The sequence below is a fragment of the Streptomyces sp. CC0208 genome (genome assembly GCF_003443735.1).
Taxonomy (GTDB): domain Bacteria; phylum Actinomycetota; class Actinomycetes; order Streptomycetales; family Streptomycetaceae; genus Streptomyces; species Streptomyces sviceus.
On record NZ_CP031969.1, the window covers coordinates 3,951,291 to 3,977,398 of the forward strand.

Sequence of the window (26,108 nt, forward strand, 5' to 3'; positions counted from 1 at the left end):
GCCAGGTGCTCTAGGCGGTGTGCCGGGCCGCGTTGGCCGTGATCGCGTCCCTGAGGTGCTCGGCGAGACCGGGGCGCATGGAGTCGTAGAACGCCTTGAAGCGCTCGTCCGAGACGTACATCCCGCCCAGGCAGCGGTGCATCTCGTGCGGGCAGTCGTAGAACCAGCGGCAGATGTGCTGCCGGTGCTCCTCCGCCATCTCCATGGCGGCCGGGGAGTCCGGCGCGTCACCGGCGGCCATCAGGGCGTCGTAGCGCTCGCCCCAGTCGGCCACCTCCGCCTGCATGCGCTTCCAGTCGTCCTTGGTGTAGCTCGCGGTGCGGCGCTGCGACTCGGCGTACGCCTCGGTGTCTCCCCAGCGCTGCTCCACCTCGTCCGCGTACTGTTCCGGGTCCTTGTCCCCGAACACCTCGAACTTCTCCTCCGGCGTCAGATCGATCCCCATCGTGCGTGCCTCCATGGCGTGCTCCACGGCCGCCGCCATCTTCTGCAGCTTCTCGATCCGGGCGGTCAGCAGTTCGTGCTGGCGGCGCAGGTGCGCGCGCGGGTCCGCGGCCGGGTCGTCGAGCAGGGCGGCGACCTCGTCGAGCGGGAAGCCGAGCTCGCGGTAGAACAGGATCTGCTGCAGCCGGTCGAGGTCGGCGTCGCTGTAGCGCCGGTGGCCCGCGTGGCTGCGCTCGCTCGGGACGAGCAGGCCGATGTCGTCGTAGTGGTGCAGTGTGCGCACCGTGACGCCGGCGAAGCCCGCGACCTGTCCCACGGAATAGCTCACTTCGTCCGCTCCCTCCTCGGTACGCGCTCCACGGTGGCTCCTCACGTGACGTGAGGTGCAAGCCCATAGGGACACCTCCGGATGTCCCGCCCGTTATGTCCGCTTATCGTGAGCTAGTGGCCCAGGACACCGCGCAGCAGGCATCCGCCGCCCCGGCGACCCCGGTGCGCGCCCTGCTGCCGTTGATCCTCCCCGCTCTCGTCGTCGGGGTGGTCGCGAGTCTGCTGTTCCTCGGGGTGAGCGCGGCGGCCGAGCAGCTCCAGCACGTGTTGTGGCGGAACCTGCCGGACGCGCTGGGGGTGGGCCGGTACTCGGTGCTGTGGATGCTGGTCATGCTCACCGCGACCGGGGTGGCCGTGGGTCTGGTGGTGTGGAAGGTCCCCGGGCACGCCGGTCCGGATCCGGCGACCACCGGGCTGGACGCTCCCGTGCTGCCGCCCGCCGTGCTGCCGGGGCTCCTCCTCGCGACCGCGCTGATGCTGGCGGGCGGCCCGAGCCTGGGGCCCGAGAACCCGATCATCGCGGTGAACGTGGGGCTCGCCTTCTGGCTGGGGCGCAGGCTGATCCCGCGGATGCCGCGCGCACTGTGGCCGGTCCTGGCGGAGGCGGCGACGATCGGCGCGCTGTTCGGGACGCCGGTGGCGGCGGCGCTGGTGATCTCCGAGGCACTGGCCGGCCGGCAGCTCAAGGGTGCTCTGTGGGACAACGTCTTCGCCCCGTTGGTGGCGGCCACGGCCGGCGCCTTGACGACCACTCTGGTGGGCGAGCCGAGTTTCGACCTGCATCTGCCCGCGTTCGGGCTGCCCGACTGGGGCGACCTGCTGGCGATGCTGGTGATCGCGTCGGCCGCCGCGCTGCTCGGCATGGCGGCCGTGCTCGCCCTCCCGTACGTCCACGGCGCGTTCGCGCGGTTGCGGCACCCGATGCTGATGCTGCCGGTGGGCGGGCTCGTCCTGGGGCTGCTGGCGGCCGTGGGCGGCCATCTGACGCTCTTCAAAGGGCTCGACGAGATCGGGGAGCTGGCTGCCGATCCCGACGGCTGGTCGGCCGGGCAGTTCGCCACCATGACGGTCGTGAAGCTGGCCGCGCTGCTCGTCGCCACCTCCTGCGGCTTCCGGGGCGGGCGGATCTTCCCGGCCGTGTTCGTGGGCGTCGCCCTCGGGCTGTGCGCGCACGCGCTCGTGGACGCCGTGCACCCGGCCGTCGGCGTGGCGGCCGGGGTGCTGGGCGTGTTGCTCGCCATCACCCGACAGGCATGGGTGAGTCTGTTCGTCGCCGCCGCGCTGGTGGCCTCGTCCACGATTCTCGCGCTGCTGTGCATCGGCTCCCTCGCGGCCTGGCTGCTGGTGACGGGGCGGCCGCAGATGCAGTTGCGCGAGGACGGAACCCCTGTCCGCTGACCCACGTTGATCCCTTCGGGAGGCACGCCCATGCCACTGCACAAAGGACCCGAGAAGCCCGACGAGCGCCCGTCGTCCGTCAATCCCTTCTACGGCGAGGCCGATCCGGTCGGCGGAATGACCGAGGCCCCGCCCAAGCACCGGCTCCCCACTTCCCCCCTGCCACCGTCGACCGCCTACCAGGTGGTCCACGACGAGCTGATGCTCGACGGCAACTCCCGGCTGAATCTCGCCACCTTCGTCACGACCTGGATGGAACCGCAGGCCGGGGTCCTGATGAGTGAGTGCCGGGACAAGAACATGATCGACAAGGACGAGTACCCGCGCACCGCCGAGCTGGAGCGGCGCTGTGTGGCGATGCTCGCCGACCTGTGGAACGCGCCGGATCCCTCGGCGGCGGTGGGCTGTTCGACGACCGGGTCCAGCGAGGCGTGCATGCTCGCGGGCATGGCGCTCAAGAGGCGCTGGTCGCGGCGGAACGCCGACCGGTATCCAGGGGCCCGACCCAACCTCGTCATGGGGGTCAACGTCCAGGTCTGCTGGGAGAAGTTCTGCAACTTCTGGGAGGTGGAGGCCCGCCTGGTGCCCATGGAGGGCGAGCGCTTCCACCTCGACCCGCAGGCCGCCGCCGAGCTGTGCGACGAGAACACCATCGGGGTCGTGGGCATCCTCGGCTCCACCTTCGACGGCTCCTACGAGCCGATCGCCGACCTGTGCGCGGCCCTCGACGCCCTCCAGGAGCGCACCGGTCTGGACATCCCCGTGCACGTGGACGGGGCGTCCGGCGCCATGGTCGCGCCCTTCCTCGACGAGGACCTGGTGTGGGACTTCCGGCTGCCCAGGGTGGCCTCGATCAACACCTCCGGGCACAAGTACGGGCTGGTCTACCCCGGTGTCGGCTGGGCGCTGTGGCGGGACAAGGAGGCCCTGCCCGAGGAGCTGGTGTTCCGCGTGAACTACCTGGGCGGCGACATGCCCACCTTCGCGCTGAACTTCTCCCGCCCCGGCGCCCAGGTGGTCGCGCAGTACTACACCTTCCTCCGGCTGGGCCGCGAGGGTTACCGCGCGGTGCAGCAGTCCACCCGGGACGTGGCCCGGGGCGTCGCCGAACGCGTGGAGGCGCTCGGCGACTTCCGGCTGCTGACCCGCGGCGACGAACTCCCGGTGTTCGCGTTCACGACGGCCCCGGACGTCCGGGCGTACGACGTCTTCGACGTCTCCCGGCGGCTGCGTGAGCGGGGCTGGCTCGTGCCGGCGTACACCTTCCCGCCGAACAGGGAGGACCTGTCGGTACTGCGGGTGGTGTGCCGCAACGGCTTCTCGACCGATCTGGCCGACCTGTTCGTGGAGGACCTGGAGCAGTTGCTGCCCGAACTGCGCCGGCAGTCGCAACCGTTCACCAGGGACAAGGGGGCGGCGACCGGCTTCCACCACTAGGAGCGGTACGACGGCCCTAGCGGCTCAGTCGTGTGAACCTCCTGACGGCCAGCGGAAAGAAGACCGCCAGCAGCGCCACCGGCCACACCACCGCCGCCCACACGTGCCCCGGTTCGCCGCCGGGGCCGCCCAGTTGGTCCCGGACGGCCGTCGCGGTCCGGGACATCGGGTTCCAGTCGACGACCGTGCCCAGCCAGCCGGGCATGGAGTCCGGGGTCGTGAACGCGTTGGACAGGAAGCCCACCGGCCAGACCAGGATCTGCACGGCCTGCACCATCTCCGGCTTCCCGGCGACCATCGCCAGATGGATGCCGATCCAGAGCATGGCGAAGCGGAAGAGCAGCAACAGGCCCACCGCCGCCAGGAGTCCGCCGACCCCTCCCCGCACCCGCCAGCCGATCGCGTACCCGACACCGATCATCGCGGCCAGGCTCAGCACGGACTGCAGCATGTCGGCGGCCGAACGGCCCACCAGGACCGCGCCGTTGGCCATCGGCATGGACCGGAAGCGGTCGATCACGCCCTTGTTGAGGTCCTGGGTGACGGCGATCATGGTCGCCTCCAGCCCGAACGCCATGGTCAACGCGAGCATCCCCGGGACCAGGTAGTCGACGTACTCCCCCTCGACGCCCCGGCCGCCGCCGACGAGATAGCCGAACATCAGCAGCAGCATCACGGGGAAGACCAGCCCGACGAGGACCCGCACCGGCTGCCGTGCCCAGTGGGCGAGTTCGCGCCGGGTCATGGTCCAGGAATCGGTCAGCGCGTAGGTGCTCACGCGGCCTCCTTCACTCGGTGGTCGTCACCGGTGAGGTGCAGGAACACCTCGTCCAGCGTGGGCCGGCGCAGGACCACGTCCTCCGCCTCGATGCCGGCCGACTCCAGGGCCCGTACGACACCGGAGAGCGCCGCCATCCGGTCGGTGACCGGAGCGCTGAGCAGCCGGCGGTCGGCGTCGACCGAGACCCCGGCCGCGTCGAGAGGCAACAGGGCGACGGCCGCGCCCAGTTGGCCGCCGTCCCGCAGGACCACGTCGATCCGGTCACCGCCGGTCCGCGCCTTCAGCTCGTCCGCCGTGCCGTCGGCGACGACCCGGCCCCGGTCGACGAGGGAGATGCGGTCGGCGAGCTGGTCGGCCTCCTCCAGGTACTGCGTGGTCAGCAGGACCGTCGTGCCGCCGCCGACCAGGGAGCGGACCGCGGCCCAGACTTCGGCGCGGCCGCGCGGGTCGAGGCCGGTCGTGGGTTCGTCCAGGAACAGCACCTCCGGGTCGCGGATCAGGGAGGCCGCGAGGTCCAGGCGGCGCCGCATGCCGCCGCTGTAGGCGCGGACCGGCTTGCGTCCGGTGTCGGCCAGGCCGAAGCGCCCCAGGAGTTCGTCGGCGCGCACGCGCGCGTGGCGGGCGCCCAGGTGGTACAGGCGGCCGAACATCTCCAGGTTCTGGCGGCCACCGAGCTCCTCGTCGAGGGCCGCGTGCTGGCCGAGCAGGCCGATGCGCAACCGCACGTCATAGGCGGCGCGCTGCACGTCGTGGCCCGCCACCTCGGCGCGGCCCTCGTCCGGGCGCAGCAGGGTGGACAGGACGCGGACCAGGGTGGTCTTTCCCGCGCCGTTGGGGCCGAGCACGCCGTGGACGCTGCCGCGCGCGACCCTCAGGTCGAGCCCGTCCAGGGCGGCCTTGTCGCCGTACCGCTTCCGCAGGCCTTCCGCGACGATCACGTCGGTCATCGAGGCATCCTCCAAGATCGACTTGTAGTCAAACTTGACTACCTCTTCAAAGTAACGCCGCGAAACACATTCGTCAAACTTGATTAGTGGGCATCCCCGGGATGCCGCTCCCCCGTCGCGTACGGGTTCTCCTCGCCCTCGGCGAGGACACCGACGAACGGCGCGCCCTCCCCCGCGAAGGTGTACGCCCCGCCCTCGATGCGAGCGATGAGCCCCTGGGTCCACTCGGCCTCGGCGTCGGCCGTGTGGATCCAGAGGTTCATGATCTCGCCGATGTGGCCGAGCTGTTCCGGACCCTCCTCGGGCACGTAGTGCTCGGTGACCGAGGAACGCCACGCCTCGATCCCGCGGATCCGCTCCTTGAGCAGCGCCACAGCTTCGGCGCGCGGCAGTTCGACGATGAAGCCGATCGCCGCCGACTTGACGTCCATCTTCTGGTCGTACGAGGTCAGCGCCTCGCGCACCAGCCTGAAGCACTCCTCGGTGCCGGCCTCGGTGATCTCGTACTCCGTGCGCGGCGGCCCGCCCGCGGTGGACGGCGCCGTCTCGTGCTCGATCAGCAGTCCCTGCTTCGCCATCTGTTTCAGGGCGTGGTAGATCGAGCCGGGCTTGGCGTTGGACCACTCGTGCGCGCCCCAGTACTCGAGGTCGTTGCGCACCTGGTAGCCGTGGGCCCTCCCATGCTGGCGGACCGCGCCGAGCACGAGAAGTCGGATCGCTGACATGCGGTCCAGGTTATGGCCTCACTTTCCGGCGAGCGCCACCAGCTCGAACGCGGTCTTCCCGTCGAGGGACTCGCGGATGATGTCGGCGTGCCCGGCGTGCCGGGCCGTCTCACGGATCAGGTGCAGCAGCACCCAGCGCACGGAGACCCGGCCCTCGGGCGGGAACCAGGGCTGGTCCGGGAGCGGGAAGGTGTCGTCGAGGCTCGGCACCGAGCGGGCGAACGCCTGCGTCTCGGCGGCGACCTTCTCCCAGTACGCCAGCTGCGACTCGACACTCTCGTCGCCGACCAGGGCGAAACACTCGTGCCAGTTCGACGGCTCCCGGTGCACGGCGGGTTCCTCGCCCTTGGCACGGGCGATCCAGCCCTGCTCGGTCTCGGCGACGTGCTTGAGCAGCCCGCCCAGGGAGAGTTCGCTCGCGCTGGGCCTGGCAGCGGCCTGCTCGTCGGTCAGTCCGAGCAGCGAGCGCCGGATCCCGCCGCGCTGCTCCTCCAGGAAGGCCAGGAGCGCTCCGCGCTCGTCGCCGTACTCCTCCGAGGGAACGTGAGTGACCATGACCGCCGCCTTTCGCCGGAACTCGGGGGCCTTCCCCCCGACACCTCCGAAGCTACGGGCCCTTGAGGACAGGTGCTGTCCTGAAGGGCCCGGGGCGGCGGTCGTACGCCGGACATCAGAACGGGAAGCCGCTCCGGCCGTGCTGGACGGAGATCCACTTGGTGGTGGTGAAGGAGTCCAGCATGGTGTCGCCGTTCAGGCGGCCGATGCCGGAGTGCTTCTCACCGCCGAAGGGCACGATCGGCTCGTCGTGGACGGTGCCGTCGTTGACGTGGAACATGCCGGTGTCGATCTGCTTGGCGAAGGCGACACCGCGCTCGATGTTCGCGGTGTGGACGGCGCCGCTGAGGCCGTAGGGGGTGTCGTTGACCAGGCGGACGGCCTCCTCCTCGCCGTCGAAGGTGACGAGGAGGGCGACCGGGCCGAAGAGCTCCTGCTTGAGCAGGGGCGAGTTCGCGGGCAGGTCGGTGAGGACGGAGGGCTCGACCAGGTTGTCCCTCCTGGTGCCGTGCACCAGCGCGGTCGCGCCGTCGGCGATCGCCTGCTCGACGGCGCCCGCAACAGCCTCCGCCTGCGAGGAGTTGATGATCGGGCCGATGACCGTCTCGGGGTCGCGCGGGTCACCGGTCTTCAGGGTCCGCACCTTGGCGACGAACTTCTCGGTGAACTCCTCGGCGACCGTACGGTCGACCAGGACGCGGTTGGCGGCCATGCAGACCTGCCCCTGGTGGACGTACCGGCTGAAGACGGCGGCGTCGACCGCGTAGTCGATGTCGGCGTCCTCGAGGACCACGAGGGCGCTGTTGCCGCCCAGTTCGAGGACCGAGCGCTTGAAGTGCTGGGCGCAGACGGTGGCCACATGGCGGCCGACCTTGTCGGAACCGGTGAAGGAGATGACCTTCGGCACCGGGTGCTCAAGGAAGGCGTCGCCGATCTCGGCGATGTCGGTGATGACGACGTTGAGCAGACCGGCGGGCAGGCCCGCGTCCTCGAAGATCTTCGCGACCAGGGAGCCGCCGACGATCGGCGTGTTCTGGTGCGGCTTGAGGACGACGGCGTTGCCGAGCGCGAGCGCGGGGGCGACCGACTTGATCGACAGCAGGAAGGGGAAGTTGAAGGGGCTGATCACGCCCACCACGCCGACCGGGACGCGGTAGACGCGGTTCTCCTTGCCGTCCACCGGCGAGGGGATGATCCTGCCCTCGGGGCGCAGCGCCAGGTTGACCGCCTCGCGCAGGAACTCCTTGGCCAGGTGGAGCTCGAAGCCGGCCTTCAGGCGGGTGCCGCCGAGCTCCGCGACGATCGCCTCGGCGATCTCCCCCTCGTGGTCCTCGATCAGCCGGAGCGCCTTCTCGAACACCGCGCGGCGGGCGTAGGGGTTGGTCTCGGCCCACTTCTTCTGCGCGCGGGCGGCGGCCCGGTACGCCTCGTCGACCTCGTCGACCGTGGCTATCGTGATCGACGCCAGCTTTTCGTCGTCGTACGGGTTGAAGTCGATGATGTCCCAGGAGCCGGTGCCCGGGCGCCACTCACCGTCGATGTACTGCTGGGCCAGGTCGGTGAAGTACGACGACATGTGATCCCCAAATCACTAGCAGACACACGATCAACGTCACGGTCTGATCACACGTCATCGTACTTGCGCAACACGCCAGTTGGGCACGCAGAGCAATCTTCTGGGGAGAACCCTAGGAGAGCTGGAGGAGACCTCGCAGCAGGTCCCGGCTCTCGTCCGGGCCCGGGCTGTCCTGCTGGAGCTCCTTCATGGCCTTCTCGTACTGCGTGACGTCCTCGCGCTTGTCCAGGTAGAGCGCGCTGGTGAGCTGCTCCAGGTAGACGACGTCCGTCAGGTCGGACTCGGTGAAGCTGAGGATCGTGAAGGCGCCGCTCTCACCGGAGTGCCCGCCGAAGCCGAACGGCATGATCTGCAGCCGCACATTGGGGCGTTCGGAGACGTCGATGAGGTGCTGGAGCTGCCCCCGCATCACCTGGCGGTCACCGTACGGGCGGCGCAGGGACGCCTCGTCGAGCACCACGTGGAACTCGGGACCGCCGTCGTCGGCCAGGTACTTCTGCCGCTCCAGACGCAGCGCCACCCGCTTCTCGACGTCCGCCGCGCTCGCGCCCTTCATGCCGCGCCGCACCACTGCACGTGCATACGCCTCGGTCTGCAGCAGGCCGTGGATGAACTGGACTTCGTACACGCGGATGAGGGAGGCCGCGCCCTCCAGGCCCACATAGGTGGGGAACCAGCTCGGCAGGACGTCGGAGTAACTGTGCCACCAGCCCGCGACGTTGGCCTCACGGGCGAGGGAGAGGAGCGAGGCCCGCTCCTGCTCGTCCGTGATGCCGTACAGCGTCAACAGGTCTTCCACGTCACGCGTCTTGAAGCTCACCCGGCCCAACTCCATCCGGCTGATCTTCGACTCGGACGCGCGGATCGAGTAGCCCGCCGCCTCGCGCGTGATGCCCCGTGCCTCACGCAGTCGCCTGAGTTGCGAGCCGAGCAGCATCCGCCGCACCACCGATCCGGGCTCTCCCGCGCTCACGTTCGCCAGCCTCCCCAACGTCTTCAGGTCCCGAAGTCTGCCACTAAAACACTCCGAGCAGTACTCGTCCGATTACAGATATGGAAAGAAGCCAAAGATTCTGCACAGCACGAAGACAGGTAGTGGGGAGGAAGAGGCAAGAAACAGTGGAGAAGATGGCGGAAAAAATGGCCAACAAGCGGTACGGGTATGGCCAATTCGGTCACGTGCACGTGCATCTGCACCTTGCATCTGCATCGCTCATCCGAAACCATGGTCCCGCGCAACCGCTGCATCGCAACGACCGCGAGTTCCCGGGAGTGCCTCGCATGGGGATGAATGGATCGACCATGCTCGAGCCGTTAAGGCAGGGCCTTCCGCCGCTGGATCCCGCGGCCGTGTCCGACGCCGCCTCCTGTTCCCTGCCCGCCCGCTACGAAGCGGTGGGCGACGCGCGGAGGTTCACCCGCAGAACGCTCGACCAGTGGGAACTGGGCGACCACTTCGACGACATCTGCCTCGTGGTCTCCGAGCTGGTCACCAACGCGCTGCGGCACGCGATGCCGGCGCACGGCGTGCACCACGGGGAGCACAACCCGCCCGTGCGGCTGCACTTGATGCGGTGGACCGAGCGGCTGGTGTGCGCGGTGCGAGACCCCAGTCAGGACAGTCCGGTCGCACGCGACTCCGACGACTTCTCGGCGGAGTCGGGGCGCGGGCTGTTCCTCGTCGACTCCTTCAGCGACAGCTGGGGCTGGCACCCGATGGCGGGGACGCTGGGCGGCAAGGTGGTCTGGGCGCTGTTCCGGCTCCAGCCGCACGCGGGCCCGGCCGCCGCTTCCACCGAGTGAGGCACCGCGGCGTTTTCCGATGCGCTGTTTCTACGCGCGTCACTCGGTGCACGAGAACGGTTACCGCGGGTCACCCAGGGATGAGGTGGATCAACCCGCTATCAGGTGGTCGAACTCGCCGTCCTTGATGCCGAGCAGCATCGCCTCGATCTCCGCGCGCGTGTAGACGAGCGCGGGGCCGTCCGGGAAGCGGGAGTTGCGAACCGCAACTCCCCCGTCCGGCAGGCGCGCGAACTCCACGCAGGAACCCTGCGAGTTGCTGTGCCTGCTCTTCTGCCAGGCCACCCCGCGCAGTTCCGCGGCCGTCATGCCGTTGTACACGTCGAGGTCCACAGGTCGCTCCCCGGTGGTGCGGTGGCCTTGTGGCCAGTGATGCAGTAATCAACTGGTCCGGATCATAGCTCTGTTCACGTGCAGGTGCATGAGCAGATGCACGTGCACGAGGGGTGTTCCCGTGGTTACAGATGTGACGTGTGGGGCACTAGATACGTTCCATCGTGTGCCCCAGGGCCCGCATCACATGCGTCCGCCAGCCCCCGTCCATGATCGTCCGGGCCATCAGCTGAGCGGGGTCGTCGGGATCGAATCCCTCGTGCACTAGGAAGAGACGCGTACCGCGCCCTTCCTGTTCCACCTTCCAGGTGACAGTCCAGTCAACCGAGTTGGCCGGATCGGCATCGGTCCACCGGAGGCTCAGCATCCGCTGCGGCTCGTAGGCGAGCACCTCCACCTCGACGGTGCCCGAGAAGTTCGTGTGGGGCCGCGGGACGGAGGTCATGGTGTAGCGGTGTCCGACCTCCAGCCGGAACGCCTCGGCCCCCTGCATCTGCCACTGCACGAGCAGCTCAGGCTCGGTGAGGGCACGCCAGACCTTGGCGGGCGGGTGCGGGAAGAACTGGTCGACGCGGATGACCGTGAGGTCGTCGTCGGGTGCGTTGCTCATGTCACGTCATCGTCGGGCATGCGGTCGAGCAGCGCGCCCAGGTCCTGCAGCCGGCCGCGCCAGAACCGCTCGTACGGATGGAGCCAGTCCTGCACCTCGGCGAGCGGGGCCGCCTCCAGCCGGTAGATGCGCTGCCGGCCGGAGCGCTGCTCGGCGACGAGGCCGGCCTCGCGCAGCACCCTCAGATGCTCGGACAGGCTCGGGCGCCGCATGTCGAAGTGGTCGGCCAGGACCTGGACGGGCTGCGGTCCGCCGTCGCGCAGCAGCCGCAGCAGCTCGCGGCGTACGGCGCTGGCGAGCGCGGCGAAGACGCGGTCCGCGTCGGCCTCGGTGGTCCCGGCCGGGACGGCTCCTGGTGCGGTCATGCCGGCCTTCCTACTGGTGTGCCTCCGTCAGCAGCATCAGACCGTTGCCGTCGGGGTCGGTGAAGGAGGCCATGCGGCCCCACGGGAGCTCGTCGGGTCCCTGGACGGGGGCCCCGGCCTCCGCGAGCCGCGCACAGTCCGCGTCGACGTCGGTCGTGACCAACATGATCCCCCGGGCCGAGCCGGGCTCGAAGCCGCCCATCCCCGGACCGGACAGCGTGAACACGGTCTGCGCCCCCTCGGGGGCCACCTGGAGCCAGCGCCCCTGGGGCAGGTCACGGTCGGCCGTGACGGTCAGGCCGAGGACGTCGGTGTAGAAGCGCAGGGCGCGGTCCTGGTCGGAGACCGGGAGGGTGACGAAGGAGGCGTGGGTGATGGTCATGCCCCGAAGAATAGGTAGGAGATTCCCTACGCGTCAACCGTAGGGAATCTCCTACCTATAGGGCCTCACCTGCTGGAGTAGGGCAGCAGTGCCATCTCGCGGGCGTTCTTGACGGCACGGGCCAGCTGGCGCTGCTGCTGGGCCGAGACGCGGGTCACGCGGCGGCTGCGGATCTTGCCGCGGTCGGAGACGAACTTCCGCAGCAGGTCGGTTTCCTTGTAGTCGACGTAGGTGATCCCGGCCGCGTCCAGCGGGTTGGGCCGGTCCTTGACGGGCTTGCGCTCGGGCTTGCGAGGCATCAGACCTCCAGGAGGGTGTCGAAGGCGGGCGGCAGCTGTTTCCAGGCGGCGCGCCCCGCGGCGTACTCGGCGTCGGTCAGCAGGCAGGACTCCAGGAGCCGTTCGAGTCCGTCGCGGTCGAGGCCGGGCGAGGTGAAGACGAGGTGCTGGCAGCAGTCGCCGTGCTCGGGATGCCAGTCCGTCGCGGCGGCGGCCCGGCGCACCGGCGGGACCATGTCCCAGGCCGCGTCCGGCAGCGAGGCCAGCCACGGGCCCGCGCTCTCCACGCACAGGGCACCGCCGGCCGCGTCCCAGTGCAGCAGCACGTCCGGCTTGTCGGCGAGCCAGAACCGGCCCCGGCTGCGGGCGGCCGCGCAGGTGATGTCCTCCAGAGCCGCGTACAGCCGCTCCGGGTGGAAGGGCCGGCGGCGGTGCCACACGAGCGTGGCGACTCCGTGCGCGTCGGCCTCGGCGGGCAGCAGGGCGCACGCGGGGTGCTGGGCCGCCGCCGCGGACTCCACGTCGAAGCCGGCGAGGGCGGCGCGGGCCAGGGGCGAGTGCGCGGAGTGCCGTACCGGATGGCGGGTGCCCGCCTCGTTAGTCGGCTCGCCGTCATGGATCGGGACCCGGCGGGCCGTCGGGTGGAGCTGGGCGAGGAGTTCGTGGTCCTCCTCGTCGGCCTCCGGGGAGTCGAGGACGGCGAGGACGGGGGCGTACTCCAGCTGGCGGGCGAAGGTGTCGGCGACCGTGCGCTGGTCGGTTGCCGCGGCGGCGAGACCGCGGTCGGCGAGGTCGTCGCCGTTGCCGAGGTACGGCAGGACGAGCGCCGGGTCGACCGCGGTGATCACGCCGGTGACCGTGAGGCCTGCGGCCGCGACCACCTCGGCCATCGCCTTGGGCTCGACGGAGTCCCACAGCTCGACGACCGCGAGGCGCAGCGTCCCGGCCGCGTCCAGGCGGCGCAGCTCCGGGACCAGGTCCTCCCGGAGCGCGCAGCACGCGCAGTCGTTGACCAGGGCCGCCTCACCGGCGGACAGGATGCCGGTGGCGTCGCGGATCGTCCGTACGACGGTGCCGGCCGCGGCCGTCGCCAGGTCGTGGTGGAGGACGACGCTGCCCGGCACGTCGGCGAGCAGCCGGCCGACGGCCGCCTTGCGCGCGTCGGCGTGCAGCCCGCCGACGATCACGACGGAGAGCATCAGCCCTTCTTTCCGTACCGGCGCTCGAAGCGCTCCACGCGGCCGGCGGTGTCCAGGACCCGGGCCGTGCCGGTGTAGAAGGGGTGGCTGACGTCGGAGATCTCGACGTCCACGACCGGGTAGGTGTGGCCGTCCTCCCACTCGATCGTCTTCTCGCTCGTCATGGTCGAGCGGGTGAGGAAGGCGTGGTCGGCGGCGCGGTCGCGGAAGACGACCGGGCCGTACGACGGGTGGATCGCCTCGCGCATGGTCAGCGCTCCTCTCGGAAGTCGACGTGGCGGCCGGCGACCGGGTCGTACTTCCGCAGGGTCATGCGGTCCGGGTCGTTGCGGCGGTTCTTGCGGGTCACATAGGTGAAGCCGGTCCCTGCGGTGGACCGCAGCCTGACGACCGGGCGGAGTTCGTTGCGTGCCATGCTGGTATCTTACTGAAAATGAATTCCATTTACACAACTGCTTCGAGAGAGGTGCATCACCCCGTGTCCGCCCACTGCATGCTGACCGGCGCCCGGCCGGGCTTCGGCAACCACATCTCCTTCTCCCACCGGCGCACCTCGCGCCGCTTCGACCCCAACATCCAGTCCAAGCGCTACTGGCTGCCGAGCGAGGGCCGGTACGTGCGGCTGCGGCTGAGCACCAAGGGCATCAAGACCGTCGACTCGATCGGCGTCGAGGCGGCCGTGGCGCGGATCCGCGCGCGCGGTGTGCGGGTCTGAGGATTCGGGAGAAGCACCGGCATGGCGAAGAAGAGCAAGATCGCGAAGAACGAGGAGCGCCAGGAGATCGTCGCGCGGTACGCCGAGCGGCGGGCCGAGCTGAAGGAGATCATCCGTCGGCCCTCGTCCACGGACGCCGAACGGCTCGCCGCCCAGGAGGAGTTGCTGCGGCAGCCGCGGGACGCGAGCGCCACGCGCGTGCGTAACCGCGACCAGGTGGACGGTCGGCCGCGCGGCTACTTCCGGGCCTTCGGACTGTCCCGGCTGGGTCTGCGCGGGCAGGCCCACGCGGGACATCTGCCAGGTGTCCGCACATCGTCCTGGTAACTCTCACGGGTGGTGCTGGTAGCTTGCTGCGGTCGTCAGGCCGACCGCTACAGCTTGGAGCTTCCAGTGACTTCGGCGAACTTCTCGCGCACGGTGCCGGTGCGGCGGGCCGCGCTCGCGGCCGCGGGGCTGACGGGTGTGCTCGTCCTGACCGCGTGCAGCGGCGGGGGCTCGGACGACGACGCGTCGCCCAGCTCCAGCGCGTCCGCGTCGTCCTCGGCGCCGGCGTCCGCCTCCGCTTCCGGCGGTACGTCGTCCTCGGCGTCCGGCGAGGTCGCGGGCAGCTGGCTGGCCACCACCGGCGGCAAGGCGGTGGCACTTCTGGTCAACGGCGACCAGGCCGGGCTCTTCGCCACCGGCGGCACGGTGTGCAGCGGTACCGCGAGCGCGGACAGCATCCGCCTCAAGTGCACGGACGGCAGCACGGACCGGGCCGACGGGACGGTCGTGTCGGTCGGCAAAACCAAGCTCAAGGTGCGGTGGTCGGGCGGAATCGGCACCGAGACCTACACCCGGGCCGAGGGCGGCCGGCTGCCGAGCGGGCTGCCGACGGCGAGCCTCGGGTCGTAGCGCAGGACATAGGCGGGGGCGGGGGCGGGCAACCGTGGTGTCCCGCGATGCGTGATGATCCATGCACCGGATCGCCCACACCAGAGGACTTCACATGCGTGCCGCCCCCCTCGCCGTCACCGCCTTCGCCGCCGCCCTGCTCCTGACCGGCTGTTCCGGTGACGACGACAGCTCCGGCGGTGACAGCGCCGCCGCCAGCCCCAGCAACGGCACCACATGCCGGATCGATGCCATGGACGTGGAGGTCGGACCCGCCAGTGTGGCCCCCGCCGCCGGGGACACCGGCGACATCCCCGTCACGCTCACCAACCAGAGCGCCGAGTGCACGCTGGACGGATTCCCCGGCATCGACCTGAAGGCCGCGGACTCCTCGGCGAGCCTCTCGCCCGCGGAGGGCGCGAAAGCCGGGAAGCTGACCCTCGCCAAGGGCACGGCCGCCACCTTCACCCTCACCTACACGCGCGGCGAGGCCGGCGCCAAGGCGAGCCTCGACGTGAAGACGCTGGCGATCGGCCTGCCGGGAGCGGACACCCAGAAGAGCTTCAAGTGGTCGTACGGGCCGGTCCAGGGCCAGGGCGGCAGCGCCGATCACCCGACCGCCTCCGTCAGCGCCTTCACTCCGGCCGGGGACTGAGCCGGGGCCGGTTGCCGACCTGCGCCCGGTCGGCCGCCCGGGCGCCCTCGGTCCAGCCCGCCTCGTCGCTGACACCGCGCAGCCTGGTCGTGGTGGTCCGCGGGAACATGCGCTCCATGCGGTCGGTGACGGCGACCTCGCGGGAGGCGAGGACCGGCAGCAGGTCGTCGGTCACCGGGGCCTCGGCGGCGGTGCGCAGACGGTCGCCGACGCGGTGGGCGTAGGCCGCGAGGAAGGACTGCCGGAAGGTCTTGGTGCGCCTGCGGCCGCCCGCCCGCTGGGCCGCCTCCGCCTTCGCCATCGCGGACTGCGCCTGCACGAGCAGCGAGGTGTACAGGAGTTCGACCGCCGCGAGGTCGCCCTCGAAGCCGACGACCGTGGAGAAGGCGAACGGTTCGTTCCACACGGCCCGGCAGTGGTTGGCGGTGGCGACGGCGTCGAGGAGCACCGCCTTCGCCTGCTCGTACGGCGGCTCGACCCCGATCCGGCAGGCGCCTGGGGTGTCCTTCGCGGGCGCCCGGGCGTCGAGCAGCGCCTCGTCCACGCTGTGCCGGGCCATCAGCTCCTGCGCCTTGGCGGTGAGCGCCTCCGCCTCCTCCGGGAAGCCGGTCGCCTCCGCCTTCGCGAGCAGGGCACGGATCCGGCCGAGCATGCGGGCGTCGCCCCTGGCCTCCCTGTGCCCCTGCCGGGGGTCCTCCAGCGGTTCCAGCGCGGGCAGGCGCAGCAGCAGGCGGTACAGCTCCAGTACGGCGGTGGCGTGCGTGAAGCGGTCGGCGCGGGGGGAGTTGTCGTCGGACTCCTCCAGCTGGGCGAGCTGGGCCGTCCAGCGGGGGCCGCGCGGGCGGTCGTCGGGGGCCTGCGCGCGGATCAGGGCCGCGGCGAGCCGCACATGTGTGTCGTCCAGTTCGCGCCGCACGATCCGTACGACGTCGGCGGGCTGCCAGCCGCGCCGCCAGGCCTGCGCCACGAACTCGGCGCCGCGCCGGGCCAGTTCGGTATCGGTCGCGGGGTCGGCGGCGAGGAGGGAGGCACCGGTGTCCAGGGCGCTGTCGTCGTCGGTGTAGAGGGCGGCCCGGAAGGCGCGGTCGACGGTGCCGGTCGGGTCGCCGTTCGTATCGCCGTTCGTATCGCCGTGCGTGCCGCTGTTCTTGCTGCTGCTCACGGGGCGATCGTCTCACTCCCCGAAAATCGGTCGCCCACGCGCGCGTGCCGCTTCGAGCATGGCGGCATGGTGGACATGTCTCTGTACGCGCCCTTTCTTGTCGCCGCCTTCGCGCTCTGTGTCACTCCCGGTCCCGACATGATGTTCATCGTGGCGATGGGCGGCCGGGGCGGACCCGCCGCCGGGGTGATGGCCGCGTTCGGCGTGGCCTGCGCCATGCTCGTGCACACCGTCGCGGCGGCGCTCGGTCTTTCGGCCCTGTTCCACACGCTGCCGACGCTGTACCACGTGCTGCGCTGGGCGGGAGCGGCCTATCTGCTGTATCTGGCGGTGAAGGCGTTCCGGGACCGGTCGGTTCCGGGTGCGGGCGGGGACACCGGCGGCGGGGCGGGGATGCGGCGGACCTTCTGGCAGGGAGCGGTCACCAATCTGCTCAATCCCAAGGTGATCCTCTTCAACGTGGCGTTCCTGCCCCAGTTCGTGGACCCGTCGCTCGGCCATGTCCCGGGGCAGTTGCTGCTGCTCGGGACCACGCTGGTGGTCATGGGGTTCTTGTGGGACAGCGGTGTGGGGCTGCTCTCCGGGCGGCTCGCGAACGCCCTTCGGCGCAGTGCGCGCGTCAACCGGTGGATGAACATCGTCTCGGGGACGGTGTTCACGGGGCTCGCGGTGCGGCTGGCGGCCTCTCCGAAGTAGCGCCGAAAGTGCGAGGAGAGGCAACCTCTGGTTGACACCCCCCGGCTGTCAACCTAAGGTTGACGCATGACGACGAACCCCAACATCACGTCATCCGTACGGCTCGACGACCTCATCACGGCCATCAAGAAGGTCCATGTCGAGCCCCTCGACCAGCTCCAGGACGCGGTGATCGCCGCCGATCACCTCGGGGAGGTGGCCGACCATCTGATCGGCCACTTCGTGGACCAGGCCCGGCGTTCGGGCGCCTCCTGGACGGACATCGGCAGGAGCATGGGGGTCACCCGGCAGGCGGCGCAGAAGCGGTTCGTGCCGAAGGAGTCGGCGGACCTGAACGCCGACCAGGGCTTCAGCCGGTACACCACGCGGGCCCGCAACGTGGTGATGGCGGCCCACAACGCGGCCATCTCCGCCGGCAACCCCGAGGGCCGTCCCGAGCACCTCGTCCTCGGCCTGCTGGCCGAACCGGAAGGCCTCGCGGCCAAGGCGCTCGTCGCCCAGGGGGTCACCCTCGACGCCGTCCGCCGGGCCGCGACGGACGCGCTCCCGCCGGCCGCCGAGGAAGTCCCCGAGCTCGTGCCGTACGGCTCCGACGCCAAGAAGGTCCTCGAACTCACCTTCCGCGAGGCACTCCGGCTGGGCCACAACTACATCGGCACCGAGCACATCCTGCTGGCCCTCCTGGAGTTCGAGCACGGCACGGGGGTCCTGTCCGGCCTCGGCGTCGAGAAGGGTCCGGTGGAGGGTGCCGTCGCCAAGGAACTGGCGGGATACCTGAAGGCGCAGGGCGAGCAGGGCTGAGGGAACTCCGCCGGAGCGGCAGATGTCCGGAAGGTCCGTTGTCAGAGGTGCCTGGCAGACTCGCAGGCATGACGGACCGCTGGGCTCTCGCTCCGGCCGAGGACGGCGGTGTGGAGCTGGCCGCCCTCGGCGCCGACGGGCTGCCCGTCGGGCCGGTGCGGCGCGAGGGGGATCTCGCCGAGGCCGTGCGGGGGCGGCCCGAGGTGGCTCGGTGGGTGTGGCGGTCCACCGCCGAGGTCTATCCGCGTCTGCTCGCCGCGGGGGTGCGGGTGGAGCGGTGCTACGACATCGAGGACGCCGAGACCCTCCTGCTCGGCCACGAAGGGCGGGCCGGGGAGCCGCGTTCGGCCGCCGCCGCCCTGGCCCGTCTGCGCGGCGGGCCGGTACCCCCCGACCCGCCCCTGCGCGCCGCGGAGCCGGGATCGCAGTCGCCCCTGTTCGAGCCGCAGAGCGTCCGGCTGCCCCTGACCGACCTCGTCGAGGTCTACGCCGACCAGCAGCGGCGGCACGACGCCACCGCGCACCCCGACCGGATGCGGCTGCTGACCGCCGCCGAGTCGGCGGGGATGCTGGTGGCCGCCGAGATGAACCGCGCCGGGCTGCCGTGGAGCGCCGAGACCCACCGCCGGGTGCTGCACGAGCTGCTGGGCGAGCGGTATGCCGGCGGCGGTGAGCCCCGGCGTCTCGCCGAGCTGGCCGACGAGGTGTCCGCGGCCTTCGGGCGCCGGGTGCGGCCCGATCTGCCCGCCGATGTCGTCAAGGCGTTCGCGCAGGCGGGCATCAAGGTGAAGTCGACGCGGCGGTGGGAGATCCAGTCCCTCGACCATCCGGCCGTGAAGCCGCTGGTCGAGTACAAGAAGCTGTACCGCATCTGGGTCGCCCACGGCTGGTCCTGGCTCCAGGACTGGGTCCGGGACGGCCGCTTCAGGCCCGAGTTCCTCGCGGGCGGGACCGTCACGGGCAGATGGGTCACCCATGGCGGCGGTGCCCTGCAGATCCCGAAGGTCATCCGGCGCGCGGTGGTCGCCGACCCCGGCTGGCGGCTCGTCGTGGCGGACGCCGACCAGATGGAGCCGCGGGTGCTGGCGGCCATCTCCCGCGATCCGGGGCTCATGGAGGTGGCCGGACGCGAGAGCGACCTCTACCAGTCCGTCTCCGACCGCGCCTTCTCCGGCGACCGCGCCCAGGCCAAGCTCGCCGTGCTCGGCGCGGTCTACGGCCAGACCTCGGGCGACGGCCTGAAGAACCTCGCCGCCCTCAGACGCCGCTTCCCCAAGGCGGTGGCGTACGTCGACGACGCGGCCCGCGCGGGCGAGGAGGGCCGGCTGGTGCGGACCTGGCTCGGGCGGACCTGTCCGCCGGCGGCCGGGGCGGGTGACGCGGAGGAGGCGGGCATCCCCCAGGACGACCCGGCCGGACAGCCCGCTTCCGGCGAGGACGGCTGGGTGCCCGGGTACGCCTCCACCAACACCCGGGCCCGCGGCCGGTTCGCCCGGAACTTCGTGGTGCAGGGCAGCGCCGCCGACTGGGCCCTGCTGCTGCTCGCCGCGCTGCGGCAGGCCTGTGCGGGGATGGCGGCGGAGCTGGTCTTCTTCCAGCACGACGAGGTGATCGTGCACTGTCCGAAGGAGGAGGCCGAGGCGGTCGTGGCGGCGATCCGGGAGGCGTCGGCGCTGGCCGGGCGGCTGACGTTCGGTGAGACGCCGGTGCGCTTCCCGTTCACGACGGCGGTGGTGGAGTGCTACGCGGACGCGAAGTGATCACCGTAAGCCGGAGTCGTCGAGCAGCGCGATGAGCTCCTGGAGCACCGTCTTGTCGTCCGTGCCGTCCAGCGCGTCGAGAGCGGCCCGCCACTGCTCGTACGCCTCCTCGGTCCTGCCCCGCTCGCGCAGCAGGAGTCCGTGCTGGTGGCGGGCGAGGGCACCGGTGTAGCGGTCGGCGCGGGCGTCCGCGCGGCGCAGCAGCTCCGCGCACTCGGCGGCGGCGCGTTCGCCGTGGCCGATCAGGCGCAGGGCGCGGACCAGACCGAGGCGGGTCTGGGACTCTCCGTGCCAGTCGCCGGGGCTGCCGAGGATGCGCAGACTCTCCTCGAAGTGCGCCACCGCGGCGGCCGGTTCGCCGAGGGTGAGATGGGCGTAGCCGATGTTGCAGTGCGCCGAGTGCCGCACGACCGCGCTGCCGGTCTCCTCGCCGATGGCGAGCGAGCGCCGGTGCTGCTCGATCGCCGCGCGCGGGTCGGTGTGCTCGTACAGGTTGCCGAGGTTGCTGTGGGTGACGGCCTCGCCGAAGGGGTCGTTCAACTGCCGTGCGTAGGCGAGGCTCTGCCGCAGCGCCTCGCGCGACTCGGCGTACCGGCCCAGGCCTTCGAGCAGCAGGCCCTGGTTGTTGAGGCAGCGGCGCGTCCAGGAGTCCCTGCCGAGCCGCCGCCAGATCGCGAGGGCACGGTCGTTGAGGGCCAGGGCCTCGCTGTGCCGTCCGGTGAGGAAGTGCAGGCCTGCCAGGTCGCCCAGGGCGCACGCCTCGGCCTCCTCGTCGCCGAGCCGCCGCGCGACCGTGAGCGCGGTCCGGCCGAGGACCTCCGTCTCGGCGACCCGGCCGCTGCGCTGGAGGAAGGGCGAGAGCAGGCGCAGCAGGGCGGAGAGATGGGCCGCGGTACGCGCGTCGGGGGTGTCCGTGTGCCGTTCGGCCAGGGCCACGATGTTCTCCAGCTCCGACTCGCCCCAGGCGAAGGCCTTCTCCGAGGAGGGGAACGGCGGGATGGCCAGCACGTGGGCCGCGTGCTCCGGCGGTTGCGCGGCGGTCGGGCGGCGGCGGTCCTCCAGGTCGAGGCCGGGTTCGACGATCGCGGTCAGGACGCGTTCGGCGACAGCCGCGTACCAGCGCAGGGAGGTGCGGGCGATGTCGGGAGCGTGCCCGGTGCGCGCGAGTTCCCGCGCGAAGTCGCGGACCAGGCCGTGCGGGGCGTAGCGGCCGTACGCCGTCTCCTCCAGGAGGGCCACGTCCACGAGGCGGTCGAGGGCGTCCTCGGCGCGGGTCTCGTCGGTGGCGTCGGTGCCGAGGAGGCGGGCGACCAGGGGGACACCGTAGGTGGGCAGGTCGAGAGCGCCGATGCGGCACAGGGCGAGGGCGGCGTCGCGGTCGGAGCGGCGGCCTGAGGCGGCGAGGGCGTCGTGGGCGACGGCCAGCGAGCGGCGGACGGAGAGGTCGTCGTACTCCAGGTGCCGCAACCGGTCCTCGGTGGCGGCCAGTTGGTCGGCGAGGACATCGGGGGTGAGGGCGTGCCGGGCGGCCAGACGGGCGGCCACGACGCGCAGGGCCAGGGGGAGGCGGCCGGTGAGTTCGATGAGGGGGTGCGTGGCGTCGATGGGGGTGGCGGCATCAGGGGGAGCGGCACCACCGGGGGTGCCGGGGGTGCCGGGGGTGCTGCCGTCGGCGGGGGCGCCCTCCCCGACGGGGGCTTCCCCGCCGTTCCGGCCGCCTGCTCGGCCCGAGAGCGCGCGCAGGAGCTCCGCGCTCTCCTCGGCCGTGAGCGGGGAGAGCGGGAAGCGGTGGGCGTCGTCGAGGGCGGTCAGGGGGGAGCGGCTGGTGACGATCACCGCGCAGCCGCCGCCGGCCGGGAGCAGCGGCCGTACCTGGGCGGCGCTCGCCGCGTCGTCCAGCACCATGAGCGTGCGGGTGGGCGCGAGCAGCGAGCGCAGCAACGCGGCCGCCGCGTCCGGGTGTTCGGGGATGCTGCGCGGGTCGGCGCCGAGGTCGCGGAGCAGGGCGGTGAGGGCCTGGGCCGGGGTGAGGGGGGTCATTCCCGGGGTGGCGCCCTGGAGATTGACGTAGAGCTGGCCGTCAGGGAAATGTTCCCGCAACTCGTGGGCGACGTGCAGCGCGAGCGCGCTCTTGCCGACGCCGGCCATGCCGCTGACGACACCGACGGCCGGGCCGCCGTCGGCAGTGAGGGCACGACGGAGCTCGTTCCGGGCGGTGACGCGGCCGGTGAAGTGACCCGGGGGCGGCGGGAGTTGAGCGGGGCGGGGCAGGAGGAGGGGGGCCTCGGGGTCGAGGGGCGACGGGTCGGCGGCAGCGGGTGCCGCAGGGTGGCCCTGGGACGCTGAAGGGAGGGCCGGAGGGCGGACCGGAGGGCGGGCCGGGGTGCGGGCCGGGGTGCGGGACTGCGGGGCGTCTTCGCGCGTAGCGTCTGCGCGTGGCGCGCCGGGAGCGGCCGAACGGCTCCGCTCGCTCGCCGCGCCGAAGTCGACGGCCTTTGCCGGGCGCCCGGTTGTGGCCGCCCGGTCCGTCTCGCCGCCCCGATCCGCACCGGCCCGCCCGCCGCCGTCTCCCCCGCGCAGCACCTCCACATGTGCCTCGCGGACCGCCGGGCCCGGTTCCACGCCGAGTTCCTCCACCAGGCGGGTGCGCAGGTCACGGTGGACGGCGAGGGCCTCCGCCTGGCGGCCGGTGCGGTGCAGGGCGAGCATCAGCTGGCGGTGGTAGGACTCGCGCAGCGGGTGTTCGGCGGCCAGTGCGGAGAGTTCGGGGACGAGGGCGTCCGGCCGGGTGTCGGCGAGGGCGAGCTCGGCGTCGTAGTGCCACTCCAGGAGGAGCAGCCGTGCCTCCTCCAGGCGTTGCACCAGGGCGTATCCGGCGAGTTCGGAGGGGACCCCGCTGAGCGGTGCGCCCCGCCACAGGGCGAGCGCCGCCGCGCAGGCCTGGACGGTCCCGGTCCAGTTCCCGTCGGCGTGCGCGCCGCGGGCCCGGGCGACATGGCTCTCGAAGACCTGGACGTCGAGTTCGCCCGGCGCGACGCGCAACAGGTAGCCGGGTGCCACCGCCTGCAGCCGTTCGGGGTCGTCCAGCTGCCGTCGCAGCCGGGAGACGTGGTTGTGGAGCGAGGCCTTCGCCGAGGCGGGCGGGGTGTTGCCCCACAGAGCCTCCTTGAGGGACTTGGTGGAGACGACCCGGCCCGCTTCGAGAAGCAGCGCGGCCAGCAGGATGCGCTGCTTGCGGCTGCCGACGACCCGTACACCGGCGCCGTCCTGGCCGTCCGGCCCGTCCTGGCCGCCGTCACGACCGCCGTGACCGCTGTGGCCGCCGTACAGAATCGGCGGCCCGAGCAGTCCGAACCGCAGCCCCGACTGCGATCCGCGCCCCATCACGCCGCCCACTTCTGGCGGAATTCCGCCCTCTTCACGGCGGTTTCCCGCCAGCCGTCCGACGCCGGCCGCTGCCGGAATCCGTTGTCGTCCCGCGGTTGCACACCGTCGGTCCCCCATCACCGCCGTCGACTTCAGGCCAACCGGCGGACAACGAAACGTAGATGCGTTGGCCACATGTTAGCGACTTGTTGGCGCCACCTGATGTGATCACAACATCGGATCTGGCCCGAGGGCGCGCGCGTACAACGCGCAACTCGGGGGAGTGTCGCCGTCGCGGCCGGATCCGTGGGACGCGAGAGGGTCCCGGTCGGCGGAGGTGAACGACCGGGGCCCTCGTCCTGTCCCCCGGGCCGTCGGCCCTCAGATCACGGGCGGACGTCCCAGCCGGGTGAGGTGCCACACCGTTCGCCAGCGCATCGGCCGCCGTTCGCCTGCCGGTTCCCGCAGGCCCTCGACGAATCCGCCGAACCAGGCGCGCAGTCCGCTCGACGAACGGATCCGCAGCAGGGTGAGCGCCGTCCACACGCCGAGGTGCACGGGGATCAGCGCCAAGGGCAGCCGGCGGCGGGCCAGCCACACGCGGTTGCGGGCGTTGACCCGGTAGTAGATGGCGTGCCGGGCGGGGGAGGTCCTCGGGTGCTGGAGCAGCAGTTCGGGCGCGTACAGGATGCGCCAGCCGCGGTCGGCCGCCCGCCAGGCCAGGTCGATCTCCTCGTGGGCGAAGAAGAACTCGGCGGGCCAGTCCCCGGTCTCGGCGAGCATCGCCATGCGGAAGGCGTGCCCCCCGCCCAGAAACCCGGTCACCTGGCCGCCGCGCATCGGGGCGGAGGCGCCGACGCGGGGCACGTGCCGCTGCTGGGTCTCGCCGCTCTCGTCGGCGATACGGAAGCCGACGATGCCAAGCCGGTCATCGGCCGCGTACAACTCCTGTACGCGGCGCAGCACATCGGCGTCCACGAGCAGGCCGTCGTCGTCGAGTTCCACCACGACGTCCACGTCGTCGAAGTCCCGCAGCCGGGCGAGCGCCACGTTCCGCCCGCCGGGGCAGCCGAGGTTCTCCTCGACGTCGAGGGTGGTGACCTCGCCGGGCAGACAGAGCCGTTCGGCGAACTCGGGCAGCCGGCAGCCGTTGCCCACGATCACGATCCGGGCGGGGGCGATGTCCTGCTTGGCCACGGACCGCAGCAGGGCGTCGACCTCGTCGGGCCGGTTCCCCATCGTCACGACGGCCACGGCGATCCTCGGCGCGCCCATGTCCTCACCTCGTCCCGGTCGTCCCGACGGGCATCAACCGGCGCGATGCTAGCCGTTCACGGCGAGAGAGGGCCCGCCTGACATCCCGGTGCCGGGGGGGACATGCCGACCCGGTTCCACAGTGTGGCCTTCGTGTCCACGAGCGTGGTACCGCGAAGAAACGGAAGCCCGCGCCGACGGGGCCCCGACCACCTGGGTTCCGGGGTGGATGTCCAGTCTGCGCGGGGTGAGTTCGGGCCGCAGCCCAGTGGTGAGACCGTCGAGCACAACGGGCCGCACAGCGTCCGCCATCGTCACGCCGCGGCGGCCGGTCGTGGTGTCCCAGGTCTAGCCGATCTGCCCCGCGGACTGATCACGGACGGCCACCAGCAGCCGTCCGCGGGGGCCGAGGGCGAGGTACTTCGCCGCTGCGGCCCGTGACGGTGCCAGGTACAGCGTCGTGCGGAGGGCGGCACGCGCGAGGTCCCAGAGGACCAGCGACTGCGCCGAGGCGCCCCCGCCCCACGGGGAGACGCCGTACGCGAAGGCCGTGCCGTCCGGGCTGAAGGCCATCAGCGGCAGCGGCACGGCGTCCGTCGCCGCTGGCCCGGCTCCGTGGTCGGCGCCTGGGAGCGGGGCGGCGGGCAGCGTACGGACCAGACGGCCGTCGTCCGTGTCCCGCAGCCGGAACGCGTAGCCGCCGGAGGACTGCTCGACGGTGGCGAGCGTACGGCCGTCCGGGCTCAGCAGCGCGGCGCTCACCGGGGCGCCGCGCCACGCGGAGGTGATCGCCGGCCCCAGGGGCGAGCGCGTGCAGGCACTGGCCGACCACGGCGCGACCGACAAACTCACGCCCGCCCTGGCAGACTTCCCGCCCACCTACAACCGCTAAGGGCTTCTCAGGACCCCTCCAGCCGCCCCCGTGTCACTCCCGCCGGTTCTCTCTCCGCCGCACGAACTTCAGCCCCGACCAGTCCTCCCCCAGCGCCGCGACCTTCACGTCGACGACGCCGAGCGGCAGGAAGACCTCCCGCAGGGCGTTCTCGGTGATGTCGCTGACGTGCCCGGCGGCCCTGCGCGGCCAGGCGATCCACAGTGCGGCGTGGTCCGCGAGGCCGGCGACCAGTTCACCCGCCTCGGCGGCCAGCCGCGCGTACTCGCGGTGGAAGCTCAGGACCACGTCCGCGCCGGGCGAGCCGCCGACGGCGACCTCGCAGTCGGCGGGCAGACCGGGGATGTCCCACCCCTCGGGCGCGCCGTCGAGCCGTACCCGGTGCCCCGCCTTGATGCCGAGCTTCCTGGCGAGGGGCGTGGCGGAGTAGCCGCCCGCCGAACCGGCTCCTGACATACGGCACCTCCGCGCGCTGGTCCTGCCCCGTCACCCCAGGGTGACGGTCCGTACGGCGGATGTCCGTCCGGACACGGGGTACCTCGCTCGTACAGTTGCCCGCCGCGTGAATGTTGCCGGTGACGTCGTAGCCGTAGGTGATGTCGGAGTCGGGAGCCTTGACGATGAGCCAGGTGTACTTGTCCGCGTCGGCCGTGCCCAGGCTCAGTTGGAGCATCTCGCCGTACTGGGAGCAGCGGGTCTCGCGGACCTAGTCCGTCGGGTCCCGGGGTGAAGGACGGCGGACCGGTCGCCAGGGAAATGCGTCTCCGC

At 71.7% G+C, this 26,108-nt stretch carries 30 protein-coding genes; 10 read left to right on the forward strand and 20 right to left on the reverse strand.

Annotated features, from left to right (window positions below):
- Positions 1-10 precede the first annotated feature (10 nt).
- Positions 11-772, reverse strand: a complete 762-nt coding sequence (locus tag D1369_RS17985; RefSeq protein WP_007383734.1) for a MerR family transcriptional regulator — start codon at positions 770-772, stop codon at positions 11-13.
- Between the two features lie 116 nt (positions 773-888).
- Here D1369_RS17985 and D1369_RS17990 point away from each other — a divergent pair, with 116 nt between their 5' ends.
- On the forward strand, positions 889-2,172 hold the full coding sequence (locus D1369_RS17990) for an ion channel protein (RefSeq protein ID WP_037900968.1): 1,284 nt from the start codon (positions 889-891) through the stop codon (positions 2,170-2,172).
- Between the two features lie 30 nt (positions 2,173-2,202).
- Positions 2,203-3,609 carry a glutamate decarboxylase gene (locus D1369_RS17995; protein ID WP_007383732.1) on the forward strand — a complete coding sequence of 469 codons (1,407 nt, stop codon included), beginning with the start codon at positions 2,203-2,205 and terminating at the stop codon, positions 3,607-3,609.
- A gap of 16 nt (positions 3,610-3,625) precedes the next feature.
- On the opposite strand, the gene D1369_RS18000 is transcribed toward D1369_RS17995, so the two are convergent.
- The 6 genes from D1369_RS18000 to D1369_RS18025 form a co-directional block, all read right to left on the reverse strand.
- Positions 3,626-4,387: an ABC transporter permease gene (locus tag D1369_RS18000; protein WP_007383731.1), complete on the reverse strand. Its 762-nt coding sequence runs from the start codon at positions 4,385-4,387 to the stop codon at positions 3,626-3,628.
- Positions 4,384-5,337: a daunorubicin resistance protein DrrA family ABC transporter ATP-binding protein gene (locus D1369_RS18005; RefSeq protein ID WP_037900965.1), complete on the reverse strand. Its 954-nt coding sequence runs from the start codon at positions 5,335-5,337 to the stop codon at positions 4,384-4,386. The genes D1369_RS18000 and D1369_RS18005 overlap by 4 nt, the downstream gene beginning before the upstream one ends.
- A gap of 83 nt (positions 5,338-5,420) precedes the next feature.
- The gene (locus tag D1369_RS18010) at positions 5,421-6,062 is read right to left on the reverse strand and encodes a PadR family transcriptional regulator (protein WP_007383729.1); all 642 of its coding nucleotides are present in this window, start codon (positions 6,060-6,062) and stop codon (positions 5,421-5,423) included.
- 18 nt (positions 6,063-6,080) lie between these two features.
- A complete protein-coding gene (locus D1369_RS18015) occupies positions 6,081-6,617 on the reverse strand; it encodes a DinB family protein (protein WP_007383728.1) in 537 nt (178 codons plus the stop codon).
- A gap of 115 nt (positions 6,618-6,732) precedes the next feature.
- A complete protein-coding gene (locus D1369_RS18020) occupies positions 6,733-8,193 on the reverse strand; it encodes an aldehyde dehydrogenase family protein (RefSeq protein ID WP_007383727.1) in 1,461 nt (486 codons plus the stop codon).
- A gap of 112 nt (positions 8,194-8,305) precedes the next feature.
- Entirely contained in the window at positions 8,306-9,130 is an 825-nt protein-coding gene (locus tag D1369_RS18025) for a helix-turn-helix transcriptional regulator (RefSeq protein ID WP_007383726.1), read from the reverse strand.
- 365 nt (positions 9,131-9,495) lie between these two features.
- Here D1369_RS18025 and D1369_RS18030 point away from each other — a divergent pair, with 365 nt between their 5' ends.
- On the forward strand, positions 9,496-9,996 hold the full coding sequence (locus D1369_RS18030; RefSeq protein ID WP_007383725.1) for an ATP-binding protein: 501 nt from the start codon (positions 9,496-9,498) through the stop codon (positions 9,994-9,996).
- Positions 9,997-10,086: 90 nt separating this feature from the next.
- Here D1369_RS18030 and D1369_RS18035 read toward each other — a convergent pair whose 3' ends face one another.
- The 8 genes from D1369_RS18035 to rpmG form a co-directional block, all read right to left on the reverse strand.
- A complete protein-coding gene (locus D1369_RS18035; protein ID WP_063649682.1) occupies positions 10,087-10,305 on the reverse strand; it encodes a DUF397 domain-containing protein in 219 nt (72 codons plus the stop codon).
- A gap of 172 nt (positions 10,306-10,477) precedes the next feature.
- Positions 10,478-10,939, reverse strand: coding sequence for an SRPBCC domain-containing protein (locus D1369_RS18040; protein WP_007383723.1), 462 nt, complete (start codon positions 10,937-10,939; stop codon positions 10,478-10,480).
- Entirely contained in the window at positions 10,936-11,304 is a 369-nt protein-coding gene (locus D1369_RS18045; protein WP_007383722.1) for a metalloregulator ArsR/SmtB family transcription factor, read from the reverse strand. Before D1369_RS18045 ends, D1369_RS18040 begins: the two co-directional genes overlap by 4 nt.
- 10 nt (positions 11,305-11,314) lie before the next feature.
- Positions 11,315-11,686, reverse strand: coding sequence for a VOC family protein (locus D1369_RS18050; protein ID WP_007383721.1), 372 nt, complete (start codon positions 11,684-11,686; stop codon positions 11,315-11,317).
- 65 nt (positions 11,687-11,751) lie between these two features.
- Positions 11,752-11,985 (reverse strand): 30S ribosomal protein S18, encoded by a 234-nt coding sequence (rpsR, locus tag D1369_RS18055; protein ID WP_007383720.1) that lies wholly within the window; start codon positions 11,983-11,985, stop codon positions 11,752-11,754.
- Positions 11,985-13,163, reverse strand: a complete 1,179-nt coding sequence (locus D1369_RS18060; RefSeq protein ID WP_007383719.1) for a GTP-binding protein — start codon at positions 13,161-13,163, stop codon at positions 11,985-11,987. Before D1369_RS18060 ends, rpsR begins: the two co-directional genes overlap by 1 nt.
- Positions 13,163-13,411, reverse strand: coding sequence for a type B 50S ribosomal protein L31 (locus tag D1369_RS18065; protein ID WP_007383718.1), 249 nt, complete (start codon positions 13,409-13,411; stop codon positions 13,163-13,165). Before D1369_RS18065 ends, D1369_RS18060 begins: the two co-directional genes overlap by 1 nt.
- Before the next feature lie 2 nt (positions 13,412-13,413).
- The gene (gene rpmG / locus D1369_RS18070) at positions 13,414-13,578 is read right to left on the reverse strand and encodes a 50S ribosomal protein L33 (protein ID WP_007383717.1); all 165 of its coding nucleotides are present in this window, start codon (positions 13,576-13,578) and stop codon (positions 13,414-13,416) included.
- Between the two features lie 63 nt (positions 13,579-13,641).
- Here rpmG and rpmB point away from each other — a divergent pair, with 63 nt between their 5' ends.
- From rpmB to D1369_RS18090, 4 genes are all read left to right on the forward strand, one after another.
- The gene (gene rpmB / locus D1369_RS18075; protein ID WP_007383716.1) at positions 13,642-13,878 is read left to right on the forward strand and encodes a 50S ribosomal protein L28; all 237 of its coding nucleotides are present in this window, start codon (positions 13,642-13,644) and stop codon (positions 13,876-13,878) included.
- 21 nt (positions 13,879-13,899) lie between these two features.
- Complete coding sequence (gene rpsN, locus D1369_RS18080; RefSeq protein ID WP_007383715.1) at positions 13,900-14,205, forward strand: 30S ribosomal protein S14; 306 nt, start codon at positions 13,900-13,902, stop codon at positions 14,203-14,205.
- Positions 14,206-14,271: 66 nt separating this feature from the next.
- Complete coding sequence (locus D1369_RS18085; RefSeq protein WP_007383714.1) at positions 14,272-14,775, forward strand: hypothetical protein; 504 nt, start codon at positions 14,272-14,274, stop codon at positions 14,773-14,775.
- A 94-nt stretch (positions 14,776-14,869) separates the two neighbouring features.
- Positions 14,870-15,409: a DUF4232 domain-containing protein gene (locus D1369_RS18090; protein ID WP_037900960.1), complete on the forward strand. Its 540-nt coding sequence runs from the start codon at positions 14,870-14,872 to the stop codon at positions 15,407-15,409.
- On the opposite strand, the gene D1369_RS18095 is transcribed toward D1369_RS18090, so the two are convergent.
- Positions 15,390-16,571 (reverse strand): DUF2786 domain-containing protein, encoded by a 1,182-nt coding sequence (locus tag D1369_RS18095; protein ID WP_007383712.1) that lies wholly within the window; start codon positions 16,569-16,571, stop codon positions 15,390-15,392. The two genes, D1369_RS18090 and D1369_RS18095, sit on opposite strands and share 20 nt — an antisense overlap.
- Positions 16,572-16,637: 66 nt before the next feature.
- Between D1369_RS18095 and D1369_RS18100 the strand changes: the two genes are divergently transcribed.
- The 3 genes from D1369_RS18100 to D1369_RS18110 all read left to right on the forward strand — a co-directional run bounded on the left by D1369_RS18100 (position 16,638) and on the right by D1369_RS18110 (position 19,828).
- The gene (locus D1369_RS18100; RefSeq protein ID WP_007383711.1) at positions 16,638-17,267 is read left to right on the forward strand and encodes a LysE family translocator; all 630 of its coding nucleotides are present in this window, start codon (positions 16,638-16,640) and stop codon (positions 17,265-17,267) included.
- 66 nt (positions 17,268-17,333) lie between these two features.
- Positions 17,334-18,068: a Clp protease N-terminal domain-containing protein gene (locus tag D1369_RS18105; RefSeq protein ID WP_007383710.1), complete on the forward strand. Its 735-nt coding sequence runs from the start codon at positions 17,334-17,336 to the stop codon at positions 18,066-18,068.
- A gap of 68 nt (positions 18,069-18,136) precedes the next feature.
- Positions 18,137-19,828 carry a bifunctional 3'-5' exonuclease/DNA polymerase gene (locus D1369_RS18110; protein ID WP_007383709.1) on the forward strand — a complete coding sequence of 564 codons (1,692 nt, stop codon included), beginning with the start codon at positions 18,137-18,139 and terminating at the stop codon, positions 19,826-19,828.
- Here D1369_RS18110 and D1369_RS18115 read toward each other — a convergent pair whose 3' ends face one another.
- The 4 genes from D1369_RS18115 to D1369_RS18130 all read right to left on the reverse strand — a co-directional run bounded on the left by D1369_RS18115 (position 19,829) and on the right by D1369_RS18130 (position 25,796).
- Positions 19,829-23,212 carry a BTAD domain-containing putative transcriptional regulator gene (locus D1369_RS18115; RefSeq protein WP_118083141.1) on the reverse strand — a complete coding sequence of 1,128 codons (3,384 nt, stop codon included), beginning with the start codon at positions 23,210-23,212 and terminating at the stop codon, positions 19,829-19,831.
- A gap of 363 nt (positions 23,213-23,575) precedes the next feature.
- The gene (locus D1369_RS18120; protein ID WP_007383706.1) at positions 23,576-24,469 is read right to left on the reverse strand and encodes a glycosyltransferase; all 894 of its coding nucleotides are present in this window, start codon (positions 24,467-24,469) and stop codon (positions 23,576-23,578) included.
- Between the two features lie 327 nt (positions 24,470-24,796).
- Entirely contained in the window at positions 24,797-25,300 is a 504-nt protein-coding gene (locus tag D1369_RS18125; protein ID WP_162951020.1) for a hypothetical protein, read from the reverse strand.
- Positions 25,301-25,373: 73 nt separating this feature from the next.
- Positions 25,374-25,796: a hypothetical protein gene (locus tag D1369_RS18130; protein ID WP_007383703.1), complete on the reverse strand. Its 423-nt coding sequence runs from the start codon at positions 25,794-25,796 to the stop codon at positions 25,374-25,376.
- Between the last annotated feature and the right edge of the window lie 312 nt (positions 25,797-26,108).

What these genes read in the sequence shown, in the direction of transcription:
- D1369_RS18035 (WP_063649682.1), bottom strand. Translation starts at nt 10,305, where the DNA reads ATGACGGCCGCGGAACTGCGCGGGGTGGCCTGGCAGAAGAGCAGGCAC.
- rpsN (WP_007383715.1), top strand. Translation starts at nt 13,900, where the DNA reads ATGGCGAAGAAGAGCAAGATCGCGAAGAACGAGGAGCGCCAGGAGATC.
- D1369_RS18110 (WP_007383709.1), top strand. Translation starts at nt 18,137, where the DNA reads ATGACGGACCGCTGGGCTCTCGCTCCGGCCGAGGACGGCGGTGTGGAG.
- D1369_RS17995 (WP_007383732.1), top strand. Translation starts at nt 2,203, where the DNA reads ATGCCACTGCACAAAGGACCCGAGAAGCCCGACGAGCGCCCGTCGTCC.
- rpsR (WP_007383720.1), bottom strand. Translation starts at nt 11,985, where the DNA reads ATGCCTCGCAAGCCCGAGCGCAAGCCCGTCAAGGACCGGCCCAACCCG.
- D1369_RS18130 (WP_007383703.1), bottom strand. Translation starts at nt 25,796, where the DNA reads ATGTCAGGAGCCGGTTCGGCGGGCGGCTACTCCGCCACGCCCCTCGCC.
- D1369_RS18105 (WP_007383710.1), top strand. Translation starts at nt 17,334, where the DNA reads ATGACGACGAACCCCAACATCACGTCATCCGTACGGCTCGACGACCTC.
- D1369_RS18030 (WP_007383725.1), top strand. Translation starts at nt 9,496, where the DNA reads ATGCTCGAGCCGTTAAGGCAGGGCCTTCCGCCGCTGGATCCCGCGGCC.
- D1369_RS18015 (WP_007383728.1), bottom strand. Translation starts at nt 6,617, where the DNA reads ATGGTCACTCACGTTCCCTCGGAGGAGTACGGCGACGAGCGCGGAGCG.
- D1369_RS18090 (WP_037900960.1), top strand. Translation starts at nt 14,870, where the DNA reads ATGCGTGCCGCCCCCCTCGCCGTCACCGCCTTCGCCGCCGCCCTGCTC.
- D1369_RS18115 (WP_118083141.1), bottom strand. Translation starts at nt 23,212, where the DNA reads ATGGGGCGCGGATCGCAGTCGGGGCTGCGGTTCGGACTGCTCGGGCCG.
- D1369_RS18060 (WP_007383719.1), bottom strand. Translation starts at nt 13,163, where the DNA reads ATGCTCTCCGTCGTGATCGTCGGCGGGCTGCACGCCGACGCGCGCAAG.
- D1369_RS18020 (WP_007383727.1), bottom strand. Translation starts at nt 8,193, where the DNA reads ATGTCGTCGTACTTCACCGACCTGGCCCAGCAGTACATCGACGGTGAG.
- D1369_RS18025 (WP_007383726.1), bottom strand. Translation starts at nt 9,130, where the DNA reads ATGCTGCTCGGCTCGCAACTCAGGCGACTGCGTGAGGCACGGGGCATC.
- rpmG (WP_007383717.1), bottom strand. Translation starts at nt 13,578, where the DNA reads ATGGCACGCAACGAACTCCGCCCGGTCGTCAGGCTGCGGTCCACCGCA.
- D1369_RS18120 (WP_007383706.1), bottom strand. Translation starts at nt 24,469, where the DNA reads ATGGGCGCGCCGAGGATCGCCGTGGCCGTCGTGACGATGGGGAACCGG.
- D1369_RS18005 (WP_037900965.1), bottom strand. Translation starts at nt 5,337, where the DNA reads ATGACCGACGTGATCGTCGCGGAAGGCCTGCGGAAGCGGTACGGCGAC.
- D1369_RS18050 (WP_007383721.1), bottom strand. Translation starts at nt 11,686, where the DNA reads ATGACCATCACCCACGCCTCCTTCGTCACCCTCCCGGTCTCCGACCAG.
- D1369_RS18040 (WP_007383723.1), bottom strand. Translation starts at nt 10,939, where the DNA reads ATGAGCAACGCACCCGACGACGACCTCACGGTCATCCGCGTCGACCAG.
- D1369_RS18100 (WP_007383711.1), top strand. Translation starts at nt 16,638, where the DNA reads ATGGTGGACATGTCTCTGTACGCGCCCTTTCTTGTCGCCGCCTTCGCG.
- D1369_RS18045 (WP_007383722.1), bottom strand. Translation starts at nt 11,304, where the DNA reads ATGACCGCACCAGGAGCCGTCCCGGCCGGGACCACCGAGGCCGACGCG.
- D1369_RS18010 (WP_007383729.1), bottom strand. Translation starts at nt 6,062, where the DNA reads ATGTCAGCGATCCGACTTCTCGTGCTCGGCGCGGTCCGCCAGCATGGG.
- D1369_RS18065 (WP_007383718.1), bottom strand. Translation starts at nt 13,411, where the DNA reads ATGCGCGAGGCGATCCACCCGTCGTACGGCCCGGTCGTCTTCCGCGAC.